This is a genomic window from Nakamurella lactea DSM 19367 (assembly GCF_000426645.1).
Lineage (GTDB): Bacteria > Actinomycetota > Actinomycetes > Mycobacteriales > Nakamurellaceae > Nakamurella > Nakamurella lactea.
On record NZ_AUFT01000016.1, the window covers coordinates 1 to 12,909 of the forward strand.

Annotated in this window: 11 protein-coding genes and 1 pseudogene; 7 read left to right on the forward strand and 5 right to left on the reverse strand. The window is 64.0% G+C overall.

The genetic code is table 11. The features are described from left to right. Positions 1–1,009 precede the first annotated feature (1,009 nt). Together K340_RS35975 and K340_RS37565 are read right to left on the reverse strand one after the other, a co-directional pair. The gene (locus tag K340_RS35975; protein ID WP_161632112.1) at positions 1,010–1,345 is read right to left on the reverse strand and encodes a hypothetical protein; all 336 of its coding nucleotides are present in this window, start codon (positions 1,343–1,345) and stop codon (positions 1,010–1,012) included. 332 nt (positions 1,346–1,677) lie between these two features. Next, the gene (locus tag K340_RS37565) at positions 1,678–2,004 is read right to left on the reverse strand and encodes a response regulator transcription factor (RefSeq protein ID WP_084614508.1); all 327 of its coding nucleotides are present in this window, start codon (positions 2,002–2,004) and stop codon (positions 1,678–1,680) included. 342 nt (positions 2,005–2,346) lie between these two features. Here K340_RS37565 and K340_RS0115345 point away from each other — a divergent pair, with 342 nt between their 5' ends. Beyond that, a complete protein-coding gene (locus K340_RS0115345; RefSeq protein WP_154674287.1) occupies positions 2,347–2,589 on the forward strand; it encodes a hypothetical protein in 243 nt (80 codons plus the stop codon). Between the two features lie 424 nt (positions 2,590–3,013). Here K340_RS0115345 and K340_RS37300 read toward each other — a convergent pair whose 3' ends face one another. Further along, complete coding sequence (locus K340_RS37300) at positions 3,014–4,336, reverse strand: G1 family glutamic endopeptidase (protein ID WP_322786037.1); 1,323 nt, start codon at positions 4,334–4,336, stop codon at positions 3,014–3,016. A 392-nt stretch (positions 4,337–4,728) separates the two neighbouring features. Here K340_RS37300 and K340_RS0115355 point away from each other — a divergent pair, with 392 nt between their 5' ends. The 4 genes from K340_RS0115355 to K340_RS0115370 all read left to right on the forward strand — a co-directional run bounded on the left by K340_RS0115355 (position 4,729) and on the right by K340_RS0115370 (position 7,431). Then, a complete protein-coding gene (locus K340_RS0115355) occupies positions 4,729–4,983 on the forward strand; it encodes a hypothetical protein (protein WP_029137361.1) in 255 nt (84 codons plus the stop codon). Between the two features lie 98 nt (positions 4,984–5,081). After that, positions 5,082–6,002 carry a toll/interleukin-1 receptor domain-containing protein gene (locus K340_RS34400; RefSeq protein WP_029137362.1) on the forward strand — a complete coding sequence of 307 codons (921 nt, stop codon included), beginning with the start codon at positions 5,082–5,084 and terminating at the stop codon, positions 6,000–6,002. 113 nt (positions 6,003–6,115) lie between these two features. Beyond that, complete coding sequence (locus K340_RS0115365) at positions 6,116–6,715, forward strand: RNA polymerase sigma factor (RefSeq protein ID WP_029137363.1); 600 nt, start codon at positions 6,116–6,118, stop codon at positions 6,713–6,715. Further along, positions 6,712–7,431 (forward strand): hypothetical protein, encoded by a 720-nt coding sequence (locus K340_RS0115370; protein WP_029137364.1) that lies wholly within the window; start codon positions 6,712–6,714, stop codon positions 7,429–7,431. The genes K340_RS0115365 and K340_RS0115370 overlap by 4 nt, the downstream gene beginning before the upstream one ends. Before the next feature lie 69 nt (positions 7,432–7,500). On the opposite strand, the gene K340_RS0115375 is transcribed toward K340_RS0115370, so the two are convergent. After that, positions 7,501–8,013: a hypothetical protein gene (locus tag K340_RS0115375; RefSeq protein WP_154674288.1), complete on the reverse strand. Its 513-nt coding sequence runs from the start codon at positions 8,011–8,013 to the stop codon at positions 7,501–7,503. Between the two features lie 784 nt (positions 8,014–8,797). Here K340_RS0115375 and istA point away from each other — a divergent pair. Together istA and istB are read left to right on the forward strand one after the other, a co-directional pair. Next, positions 8,798–10,470, forward strand: a pseudogene (gene istA, locus K340_RS30450) (IS21 family transposase). Further along, complete coding sequence (gene istB / locus K340_RS0115390) at positions 10,470–11,276, forward strand: IS21-like element helper ATPase IstB (protein WP_029137367.1); 807 nt, start codon at positions 10,470–10,472, stop codon at positions 11,274–11,276. Before istA ends, istB begins: the two are co-directional and overlap by 1 nt. A gap of 569 nt (positions 11,277–11,845) precedes the next feature. Here istB and K340_RS0115395 read toward each other — a convergent pair. Continuing rightward, positions 11,846–12,535, reverse strand: a complete 690-nt coding sequence (locus K340_RS0115395) for a hypothetical protein (protein ID WP_029137368.1) — start codon at positions 12,533–12,535, stop codon at positions 11,846–11,848. Between the last annotated feature and the right edge of the window lie 374 nt (positions 12,536–12,909).

The following is a 12,909-nucleotide window of genomic DNA, read 5'->3' on the forward strand; positions in this document are numbered from 1 at the left end:
CTGCGGCTACGCCTGTTTTCGATCGCCGGCCGCATCGCCAGACGATCCCGCCGAGTACACCTGCGGCTGTCGGCGCACACACCCTGGGTCCGCCTGATCACCACTGCCATCAGACAGCTGAACCCAGCACCGACCTGACCATCAGAACCCGACCTATCCCGACCTGGCAGCACCACCCCTCGGGCAGTGGAACCCGACGCACCAACCGCGGCGACACGCGGACCACCAGCCACCACCAACCGCAAACGGAAGGAGAAAAGGATCAAGACCCGGCGCCATCAGACCAACCCGGCCGACTCGCGAAAGATCGAGGCTAGCCCGGCTGACATGATGCCGGGGCATGACCACAGGGAAGAACCGGCTGTTCTACGGCGACAGCCTCGACGGGCTCCGAGCAGTGACGACAGGAGCGGGGCCGGCGAGCATGGGATCGGGTGAAGTTAGGGGACGACGCGGAGGACCAGCGTGCTCGAACACGCTCACCACGGCCACTTCAGGCTGGCGGCGACACCGCCCAACTTGCGTCATAGACGTCATCGCGGTGCGCCTGATTTGCTAGCGCGCCTGTTTGGAAAAGGGTCAAGGCGAGACACTCCGATGATTCCGCGGACTCACGTCCGGCGGTTGATCAGCAATCGGCGGTTGTATCCGTCAGGGCGCCCACTCGCTTGCTCTCCGGTCTGGATGGTGGCGGGTATACTCATCCTCCATCTCAGCCACCCGATGATGCGCGCTGGTTATGTCAGCGACTCCTAACACCTGTGCAGTCTGTTCCCAAGTCAGCCGTTGTGCCTTGCACGCCTCTAGGAGTTCTCGCTCCGACTGGAGTACTTTCCACCGGTTCACAACTAATTGGAGCCGCCAGCGGCGCAAGACCTCGCTGGGTACTTGGCCTCTGCGGCCTTGAGAGGTGATGGCAAGCATCTCGGTCATCTGGTCGATCTTGCCAGAGGGCGGGTGACCCAGGCACTCTGTCATCCATGCATCAAGGACCGGATCGCGGGTGGCGTCAGTGGTTCGTCCCATACAAAGTAGCGTACGTGATGACGTTCGTTACGTCACACCACCAGTCACGCCACAGACCATCATCAATGCCCTGTTCACCTGCTGCTGTGCACTGATCCAGGGCCAGGTCGAAGCCGCTTCCGTAGTAGATCGCGACGTAGAAGTACGGCGGTTGAGGGGGTGGGTAGTTTTGGACGTCTCCATCGGGCTGCATCCCACCGCCGGGAGTAACGGCTGTCACATGCGTGGATGCCCCGACGGCGGCGACGGACGACGCGGCAGCTGCTGGTGAAACCAGCGTTGTCGCCACCAGCGCCGCAGCGCCAGCGAAGAGTCGCATTCTCCTACGAGCTGTCATTTTGGTGTTCCTTCCCCTTGAGGCCACCGTGGATCGGACACCTTCAACACTGTCAGCGTGAGACAGCGTGTCAATGACCAACTAGTCGGAACTGAGCTGACCATTTGGTCCATCTCAACCGAGTGCGCTGCGGGAGGCAGCGGTTCCGCCGCTGTGGGCGCCGCGTCATCAACAATCTCGCGCGGGGGCCGCCTCGTCACCTACCGTCTGTGACGAAACGCTGCGTCGGCCACGTGGTCTTCCGCCATACACCGGTCTCAGCGTTGGGCGGGCTCAGCCGCGTTCAAGCGAAGGACACGAGGGTTTCGCTCATCTTATCCGCGTGCTGGCTCCACAACACGTAGAGCGCAGGTGGGACGCTTGACTACCTCGACTGGACAATTGCAGAGCGTCGGTGCCGGTGGCCAAGGTCGAACCGAAATGAGCCCGAGGGCTATCGCTCTGGCGACCAACTCCGCCTTATTTGAAACCGCAAACCGAGCATACAGTCGTATCAGGTAATGTCGTATCGTCGCCGAGCTCAGCGACATGCGGCGGCCGATGGCGTCGTTCACCAGACCCGTCGCCACCCATGCAATTAGTTCAGCGTCCCTCTGTCGACAACCACACTCGGAAGCTCGACACCCTGCAACATCGACCATCGCACATCTTCTTCCCGACGTCGTCCCGCAACCGCGGATCGCTCAGTCAGACTACGACGGCCTGGGCGGGTGTGCTTTGCGAGCGCGGTGTTGGAACGCGCAGGGAACCTGCCGGGACGCTCACTGGCCGAGTCGGACCTTCATTGATGAACCCGGCCGCCGTCGGTTTCACCGAGGTTTCCTCAGCGGAGACCATCGCGTGGGCTACGGCACTGGCCGACGATAGCTCCGGAGGAAGCTAGCACACTGCTTGTCCACGTCGTACCTCCACTCCTTCTATCGGCTGCGGGGCTCTCCCAACCGCCGATCACTCGCGGTCGCGTACCTCGCACAATGCCGCCGGTGGGTGGTGTGGATGGCGCGAAGCTGTTGGCACCGGCGACGAACTCTACGATGATCGATGGGCTGTTGCGGCAGGCGAAGGCCTCTGGTACGCCGATTGACGGCCGGAGCCGCGACAAGACCGAGGCCGGCGGTGATGTAGCAGCTACTGTGGTTTTCGGCCAATCGATGTTCGCTGGACCGACCGACGTGCACAGCGGTTCTCCGGTGGCGCTGCCCGAAATGAGACCTCCACATCAATGATCAACTATGGTAACGGTCAGTCGGGCAGCGATCCCGTCAGCAGGCTCGACTCGAAACTGCGGCGACTCGGCAGTGGGTTCGATCTTGATTAGCACCGGACGGCCATCCTTTGCCGTGACCAATGTTGACTGCTCGGCAGCACTCGACGGAAGCACGTTCACGCGAGCCCCGTTCTCGCAGCTTGCAGAGCTGAGAACTAGGAACGTTCCATACCTTCGAGGAACTACGATTGCTTGGCCGTCACTCATGTCGCTGAGTCCTGGCACCTCACGGCCCCAGGGGTGCTGCCCACAAACGTCCGCTCTCGGGCCTAGCGGCAGCTTGACGTGGCTCGAATCGCCGGAGCTAGCTGGAATGTGGCCCGAGCCGCAGCCTCCAACCGCAAGAATCACCACCGTGGCCACAATGGCCGATAGACGCTTGATCAATACTCGCCCACCCAGGTAGCATCGAACGCCCCACCACTGACGGCGCTGGCCTCAGCAAGATGGTGTTGATCAGGAGCTGTGCTGATCATTGTCATTCTAGACAGGGTATCGCCGCCAAAGTATGGGGGATCGGACAGCTGAAGCACGCCGGTGCCGGGGTAAGAGCCATCGGGCTTTCTGTAGTTAAACGCGTCGTTTTCGAGGGTCAGAGTGGGGAAATGCGCGAGGCGGCTATAGGTGGTATAGCTAGGCCGCTCGACGATCCATTCTGCTTGAGAATCCGGCGAGACTGCTGGTCTCGTGAGAGTGATGCACACCCCATCCGCGCAGAGTACAAAGTGTGCGTTGTGCTCATCCGGGTCATACGTAGCTGCTACAAAGACCTGCGACCCTCCGTAGACCTGGATATCCATCACTGGGATTTCGTCCTCTTGAGGGTAGATCTCTGTCCATAGCCAGTCCTTCTGAGTAGCCCCAGGACTGTTGTCGCCTATCTGTCCATGAGTGCCAGCCTGAATGAGCGGGTGATTGGCGTCACTGCCTGATCCGAGACCCGGCCAGATGCTGACGTCTGTGGGCAGGCCGTCCGCAGATGCCAGCAAAGTCGGCTCCGTCCAATTCATTTCAGCATCGTTTGGCGTACCACCAACGGCCATCACGTATCCGTCCCAGTTATCGCTGGTCGCTTCGATAGCATTCGGAGTTACCTGTCTTGCAGGTCGTTTTGGCGGCACTCCATGGGATCTTGAGGCGATTGGTTTGCCGCAATGGGCCTCCCGAACCCATCGGATGCTGCCCTTCCGCGCAGCTTCATATATCGAGCTGCCTGAGGCGACACCCAGTTCGGCCAGCTCGCCTGACGTGAGCGGTCCATCGTGGGCTGGGTACCGAACTTCGGATCCCGCCGGGCATTTGACCGCTGTGTGGCGTTGAACTCCGGGGGCGAGCGACGGTTGCTCGGAGGAGACAGATGGCGCGCCGAGCGTGCCAATAGCCAGTGCGATGAGTCCAGAGGCCAGTGCGAACGACATGTTGCTCTCCAAACGTAGCGCCGATGAATCGGCCGAGCTGCAGTGTGAGTTCCTCCCCAGGCCGCAGCCAGATGGCGTATCGCCGACCTTCCAGCGTATGTCGTACTGCGAACTCCGGCGGCTGTCAATAGCTCGGACCCACTCAGTTGGCCCTGCCGGGTCTCGCCGGCACCGACCCCACGCATCGGCCAGCCGGCTGATCTTGTGAGGTAAGCGAGGGTCTTTGCGCACCGTTGGCGTCCTGATCTGGACCTCGAAATTTTGCCGCACGCTGCTCGGACGTGGCATGCGGCCCCGCGCCGCCAGAAAGCTAGCTCGCGCGTTCCGCTGGACGCCGTCAGGCGCTGTGATGGTCAGTTGGGAGTCCACGCCCGGCGACCCGCGATCGAGTACCACCGCCTGGCTCCCGCTCGAGGACGTCGCCCGTGTCCTACGCCGCCGACCCACATCTGCAGATGTCGGTGCCACGCGGTAGAACTTGTCACGTAACCCCCAGAGCCGACGCCGGCCGCGGGCGTTGCATCACCGGACCCGCCGAGACCAGCCACCCCCCCCGGCAGTCTCGGCGCCTGGCCGGGCACAACCCCCCGGTGCCCGGCCAGGATCCCGGGCATTTCGCGGCTGGCGACAGGGCTTTGTCGGTGGTAGATGCGACGCTGGCGGCAGGAAGGGAGTTCTCTATGAACACCACCGCACCGTCGCGCTGGAGTACCACTCTCGCCGTATTCGGGCTGCTGCTCGTGACTCCGCTACTGATCACCGCGGCAATCTCGTACCTTCGGGACGGACTCGGACTCGTAGCGGGAGTCATCGGCGCGCTGGCACTCATGACGGTGATCGGATCGCTCCTCACCCTCAAGGACGCACTGGCCGCTCGTCGGAAAGTCCATCAGTCGGACGTGGCGGGCACGCCGAGCTGGCACCCCGAGGCCTGACGAATCCATTGCCTTCCGCGGTCGGCCCCGCCGAGTACCCGGCCTGAACCGGACCCAAGGTAACGTCGCGGTCGGCGCCGGGTAGGGGAAGATCAGGCATGGCATTGTCACCGAGCGAGCGCATCCCCTTGATCCGAGAGTGCGCGACGCTGCTCGATAAGCAGGATTGGGCCGAAGTGGATCTTGTGCTGGGCCAGTTCGGCCTGCCGACCTCGGACTACGACCTTCCCGAGACCAAGGCCGCCTACGTCATCCAGATGATCCAGAACGCCGGCGACGAACCACTCGCTGCCCTCCACCGGTTCCTGGTCGACGAGGCGGTCGGATCCGGTCATCCAGGCCGAGGACCTTGGACAAGCGAGAACCTACGACTGTTCTGCTCGCACCTGGCCGCGCACAAGAACGTCGTTGGACAGGTCCGCGAAGAACTCGCCCGTTTCGGCGTCGAAGGCTTCGTCGCACACGACTCCATCGAACCCAGCAAGGAGTGGGCGCAAGTCATCGAACAGGGCCTCGCTGACTGCGACGCAATGATCGTGTTCCTGCACGACGGATTCCGCGAAAGCGCCTGGTGCGACCAAGAAGTGGGCTGGGTGCTGGGGCGACAGCGGCCAGTGCTCCCGCTCAACTACGGCATCCACCCCTACGGTTTTCTCGGCAAGTACCAAGATCAGCCTTGCCAGAACGCAACATCCGTGCAGGTCGCTGCGTTCGTGCTCGACTGGCTGATCAAGACGCCATCACTCCACGGCCGGCTGTCCCACGGCCTGGTGAACGCGTTCGTGACCAGCGGCAGCTGGAACTTCACCAGGCGGGTGGTGCCGCTCCTGGAGCAGATCGCGTCAGTGACCGACGATGACCTCACGAACATGGAGAGGGCCGCGCGCGACCACGTAGATGTTCGGGAATGCGCGATCGGTGAGCAGACCGGACCGGAGTGGGTCGCCGATTTTGTGCGGACTCGCCGCGGTCCGACCGCCGCAGCTACCTGGGTCGATGACACCGAACCACCGTTCTGAACACTGCGATCTGAGCCGTCTCGCTAGTCGATGGCCAGGTTGTCAGGGGCCATCGAGGGGTCGACGCCGATTGAGTTTGTTAGTTGGAGGCGACTCGGGCGTCTTGTACATGTGTGGAAGCGAAAACGGTGAGAGGCGGCCGAGCCGGTGGTGTCGCAACGGACGAGGCGTCCGATGCGGCTGCCCGCCAACTGGCCCACGGCCGGCTATCTGATGGGCCGGCAGTGGAGATGACTCTGACTCCCGAATCGCTGTACGTGGGTCATCACCTGACGCTGATCCGGACCGCGGCGTTGATGACCGATGACCGGGGCCTGGCAGAGGAGATCGTCCATGATGCGTTCGCCGAAGTCATCGCCCGGTGGTCAACCATCGACCCCACGAAGGCGCTCGGGTATCTGTATCGCGCGGTGACGAACGGGTGCCGATCCAATCTGCGTCGACGCAGGACGGCCCGGGCCTTCGTCCCCGATCGGCCCACGCCTGAACAGGGTGCCGACGAGCCGGTTCTGCAGGCGGCGGGATACGAGCTGATCTTCAAAGCGGTCCGGCATCTTCCGCCGCGTCAGCGGCAGGTGCTGGTCCTGCGCTACTACTCCGAGCTGTCGGTCGCGGAAACGGCCGATGCTCTGAACATCAGCGAGGGCGCTGTCGCGGTCGCGACACACCACGCGTTGAACTCGCTGCGCTCTCTCCGGGAGGAGCTGTCATGAACGACCCCATCGAAGACGAACTGAAGGCAGCGTTCGCCGCGGCGGCAGCCAAGGTGACGGCGACCCGGCCAGTCAGTGAGGTGCTGGCTGACTTCCCGCCGACCGACGCCGCGCCCGCACCCGGCCGGCGTCGGCCCAACCGGCGGTGGCTGCTGCCGGCGGTGGCTGCCACAGCCACCATCCTGATCGCGGTCCCTGCCGTGTGGATCGGACGCTCGGCCACCGAGACGAACACCGCGGCCCAGCTCCAGGTCGCCGGGAACCGGGCCGCCGTGGCCGGCGTGAGCTTCCCCGTCCCGGACGGTTGGCAAGCCCAGGTCACCAACAACACGGCAGATGCCGTACGGGTCTGCGTCGCAGCCGAACCGACGAGTGACTGCGCTGACGGCGTGAGTCTGACGATCGCTGTCGTCGGTGCGACGTTCGGCGGGTTCGACCCGGTTCCTGACCCCATCCTGACGAACTGCCAGTGGATCAAACGTGAAGGCGATCAAAGCCTCGGCGGCCGCCCGGCGACGGCGGTATCGATCGATTGCAGCGCGACCGGAGACGGCCCTCGCGCTCTTGCCTGGTACCTCCAGGACGGCTCCTTGTCGATCACCACGCCACCGGCGGTCGCAGCCGCGCAGGCCAGGGAGATTGCCGCCGGTATGGACTTGTCGCAGTGGGCAAACAAGGGCGGCACCCCGGTAGTGGTTCAGACCTCGCACCCATAGACCAGCTGGCCCGGCCCTGCTCAACCGTCGGGGGTTGAGCAGGGCCAAACCATCAACAACGACAGCGGATCAGGTGAACCGTGCAGACCACATGTGATCGTTCAGCACGTTCAGGTTCGCCTGCGCCGAAACATAGGCACCGTTGGTGGAACCGGTATAGCTGGTGCTCGACCACACCTTGATCCTGCAACCGGACTTGCCTTGGAAGGAGCTGATGCGATTCCTCCAGGTGGTGGTGTCGGCCCAGCCATCGTCGATGTCGCCGGTGCTGGCAGTGCAGTTGCTGCTGTCCCACCACTGGACGTACCCGGCGCCGGTGTTGTAGTCCGAGTTGTCGAAGAAGATGCCGAGGATGTAGTCCTCCGCCAACACTCCCGCCGACTTCAAGGCCGCCGACCGGGCCGCCGGCAAATCCGCCTCGTTCTCCACACACGTCATCGTCTTCGTGGGGGCGTAGTACGCGCAGTACTTCCCCTCACTCGAGTCGCTGACACTCCCCGCTGCGTGCGCGGCAGCCGGCACCGCGAGCACGGTCGCGCAGGCGACCGCCGCTCCCGCGAACAGTCTTGACCATCGAGCCATTTGCAGTTCCCCTCTCGAACGGTTTGCGAGGTTCGACCGAACCCCGTCACCGACCAAGACGGCTGAGAACCCAGTTCATTACAAACAACTTTCAGCCGTCTCGATAAGCGATTGCCAAACGAGACACCTGGTGACTCCGTGGAACCAGATGTCCGGGAGCGTCGCAAGAGACCCGTTCGTCGGTGATCGCACAGGCCGGTCCACAACTGCGATGGCCCGTGTGTCTCAGGCCGCCGCCGCGGCTGATCGAGTTCGGCCCCCAGCGCGAGGTCGCCCCTTGCGGATCAGCAGTGCGCGAGTGCGTCGGCCGGGATCGTGTGGCTCGCGATCTGACCGAAGTTCCTCGAACAGCACAGCCGAGGCCTCCTGCATGTTGCGCAGACGGCGCCGTCGCCGCGGATCAAGGGCGACGCCGCTTGACGCTCGGCATATCCCGGCTGGCAGCGCCGGCGCACCGTCCGAGTGCCCGAGTGCCTGCAGGCGGCCGCGGGCATGTCGTCGGATATGAAGGGCGATCGTATGGCGCCCGGGGCCGAGTTATCCGGCTGCGACGTAGCGGTAGCCCTCGTGCGGGCGGCCCGCTTGTTGGTGTGCCCGTCGGGCCATTGCGTCGGCGTTGAGTTCGGCCTGAAGCTGCATCCTGACTGTGACAGGTTGGGGTGGCGCAGGGTGGCGGTCTGATCTGGCCCCACTTGCGACGCGCCGGGGTGGTTGTGGCGGTTTGATCTGGCCCCACCCGAGCCTTGGTGTCATGACTGACACAAGATGGTTGTTGGTGGCCGGGATGGGATCTCGGGTGGAGCTGTTCGCTGCGATTCGTCGGGATGCCCGGGTCGAGGAACTCTCGATCCGTGCATTGGCGACTCGCCATGGTGTGCACCGGAGGACCGTGCGGCAGGCTCTGTCGTCGGCTGTGCCGCCGACACGGAAGGAGCCGGTGCGGTGGGCGCCGAAGCTGGATCCGTTCAAGGCGGTGATCGACGGGATGCTGCGTGCGGATTTGGACGCACCGCGCAAACAACGCCATACCGCGACGAGGATCCTGGCCCGGCTGGTTGAAGAGCACGCAGCGACCGGCCTGTCGTATTCGACGGTGCGGGACTATGTGCGGGTCCGTCGCGCTGCGATCGATCTGGAGGCCGGCCGCCGCGTCGAGGACGTGTTCATCGCCCAGGACCACGCGCCCGGCCAAGAAGCCGAGGTCGACTTCGGTGAGGTCTACGTCGTCCTCGGCGGGGTGAAGACCAAGTGCCACATGTTCGTGCTCTGGCTGTCCCACTCGGGAAAGGCCATCCACCGGATCTACCCGACCCAGGGCCAGGAAGCGTTCCGCAGGGCCATATTGAGCCGTTCGGGGCCATCGGCGGCGTCCCGACGAAGCACATCAAGTACGACAACCTCACCGCCGCGGTCGCGGCAGTGTTGCACGGCCGGGACCGGCGACGGGATGAGAACGCCCGCTGGGTGCTGTTCCGCTCGCACTACGGGTTCGACCCGTTCTACTGCCAGCCCGGCATCGCCGGCGCGCACGAAAAGGGCGGTGTGGAAGGCGCTGTCGGCTGGTTCCGCCGCAATCACCTCACACCCATGCCCGAGGTCGAATCGCTCGATGAGCTGAACGAGCAGATCAAGGTCTGGGAAGCCGCCGACGACCATCGGCGGATCACCGGGCACCAGAACAACATCGGCGTCGACTTCGCCGCGGAACGGCCGTTGTTGCGGCCGCTACCGGCCGAGGCGTTCGACCCCGGTCTGGTGCTGCACCCGCGGGTGGACCGCTCGTCGCTGGTCACGGTGCGGATGGTCCGTTACTCAGTGCCGGCCAGGCTGATCGGCCACCGCGTCCGGGTCTCGTTACGTGCTTCGGAGGTGGTGGTGTTCGACGGCCGCACCGTGGTGGCCGCCCATCCGCGGATCGCTGCCCGGACGGGCTGTCAGCTGGTCCTGGATCACTATCTGGAGGTGCTGCGATACAAACCCGGCGCGCTGCCAGGCTCGACCGCGCTGGCCCAAGCCCGCACCGCCGGCGCCTTCACCTCCGCGCACGAAGCGTTCTGGGCGGCGTCTCGCAAAGTCAACGGCGACACCGATGGCACCCGCGAGCTGGTCGACGTGCTGCTGCTGCACCGCTCGATGACCGCGGAGCAAGTGACAGCCGGGATCAGCAGCGCTCTGTCCGTAGGAGCGGTCACCGCCGATGTCGTCGCAGTCGAGGCCCGCCGCCACGCCAACACCACCACAGCAGCGGGTGGGGCCAGCTCGGACCGTCACCATGCTGAACAGAGCGTTGCCCGTGAGCAGCGGGTTGTCAGCTTGACCCAGCGTCGGCTGACCGACCCGGCCGCGGTGATCGCCGGACTCCCACCAGACACCAGACCCATCCCGTCCGTCGCCGTCTACGACGAACTTCTCCCACGACGACGCACCGCACCCGACGTGAAAGCGAGCACCAGCTGATGAGTCCTAGCGCACCCGCAACCTCGATCACCCCGACGCTGCGGCGCCGGCGTGGGCTGACCGAGGAGGCCGCCGTCGCGGCGGTCGATCAGGCCTGCCGGCGGCTGCGGCTGCCCACTATCCGGGCCCTGGTCGGCGAGGCGCTCACGGTGGCAACCAAGGATCAGCTGACATACCAGGGATTTCTGGCCGAACTGCTGCTGGCCGAGGTCGACGACCGGGACCGCCGCTCCAGCATCCGCAGGGTCAAGGCCGCCGGGTTCCCCCGCGACAAATGGCTGGGCGATTTCGACTTCGACGCCAACGAGGCCGTCAACCCGGCCACGGTGCACGAGCTGGCCAAGGGCGATTGGATCCGTAAGGGTGACCCGCTGTGCCTGATCGGCGACTCCGGCACCGGCAAATCCCACCTACTCATCGCTCTCGGCACCGCGGCCGCTGAACAGGGCTACCGGGTCCGCTACACCCTGGCCACGAAGTTGGTGAACGAGCTGGTCGAGGCCGCCGACGATAAGCAACTGGCCAAGACCATCGCCCGCTACGGCCGCGTTGACCTACTCATGATCGACGAACTCGGCTACATGGAACTCGACCGGCGCGGCGCCGAACTCCTGTTCCAGGTGTTAACCGAACGCGAGGAGAAGAACAGCATCGCGATCGCGTCGAATCAGTCGTTCTCCGGCTGGACCGACACCTTTGCGGACCCACGCCTTTGTGCAGCCATCGTCGACCGCCTCACCTACCACGGCACCATCATCGAAACCGGCACCCACTCCTACCGCCTCGCCCACAGCCGTACTCAGTAACAGTGAGCACCAGGTCGGTTACCAACCTGGCACCGCAACGAGCGCCTTGACCGATTTCCGGCTCTGCGCCGGCTCAGAGTGCTGCACACTTTACGACCAGCTGGATCCAGCCAACGAACAAAATGATTCAACACGCGCTGTCGCTTGGTTGGTTGTGGAGTCCCGGTCCCAGCTCCGCCTGCGGAAGCCGGTTGAGTACGGCGACGATTTTTCGGGGAAGGTCTCCAGTCACCGTCATTCGCGTACCACCTGGGGTGAGCGAGGCAAACGCGACAACGGCATGGTCCTTCTGATAGGGACTAACCAGAAAGGCCAACGGGCTGATGAACACCATGGGCCAGAAACTTCGCCGACGTTCCAAGGTGATGCAGTCGACGGAATCGGCGTCGACTCGGTATCCCCATTTTTCCAGGACCGGAACAAGTGAGGATCGTGCCCATTCTCGCACATCCGTCAACGATCGTGATGTGTTCCATACGTATTCGACTTTTGAGCTCATTTGAGCACGATCCTTCCTCTTGTGTCCCTGTCCCAGGGGCGCTGTACCCCGACCCGCCCCCTGCCGATGATCAGGGCGCTACTTCGTGGAAGTAGGTCCAGATGGCTCCGGTGCTCCCGTTGACCTTCATGTCCTGGTAGACGTACCCGTGACCGGACACGCCGGCGCTCACCCAGAATGAGGCGGAAATCTGGACCGTCGCGTAGCAGTATCCGTACCCGCTACTGACCCAGTGGTCCACTTGCAAGTTGTCGATGTCGTTGACGCTGACACCGCTGTCCGTCCAGGTGCATCTTTGGTCGCTGGTCACGGTACTGGCGTTCGTGTAGTAGTAGTAGTCCAGCCGGGCGGTGTTCGAGAACCACAGAAACGTCACGGTGTGGCTGTAGTACCAATGGACGGAATAGATCGTGGACGGCGTCACCACCAAGGGCATGCTTGCCGTCCCGGCCGATGGCGCGGGCAGCGCCGCCCGGCTGCCCGCCGTCGAATCGGTAACCGCGGCCCCCGGGTACTGGCGCGACACCTGCGCTGCGGTGAGCGCGCCAGTCAGCACCAGCGGATCACTGAATACTGCTACCGCCTCGTTTTGCTGAGCTTGAGACAGCTGCGCGAACTTCGCCGACTGGGCATGATCGAGGCTCGACACAAAGCGCGCACGGGCGTTGTCCGCGGCTGGCGCGGCGGTTGCGGTGGACAACCCCGATGAGGCCAGAAACAAAGCGATTCCGAGTGGTACCAACAAGCGACGACCGAACATAACGGGTCCCCTTAGGACTGGTAGACAGGAACTTGCGGCGCGGCAACTTCCCGCACCCGTCAATGGATCCTTCCGTGCCTCGCAGCATCGGACGTTGTCTACGAGTCAGTCTGCGAAGGGATCGGTACCTGGCGAAATTGCCGTACCCGACGATAAGTACACAAGTGCGGCCGGTCTCTGGGGATCTGAAGTGGAAGGTCGGGTGTCGGCGCCGGCCTCGTGTGGCACCGCCCGCTTCACGTGTACCCCGGTAGGACTCCCCTCGCGCCCGACCCTGATGGTCAGGTCTCACACAACAGCGACAGTAGGCCCATGTCACCAGCTCCGCAATGGCGCTCCGAGTGGAGGCATAAAGGGTTGATCCCCACAGGACT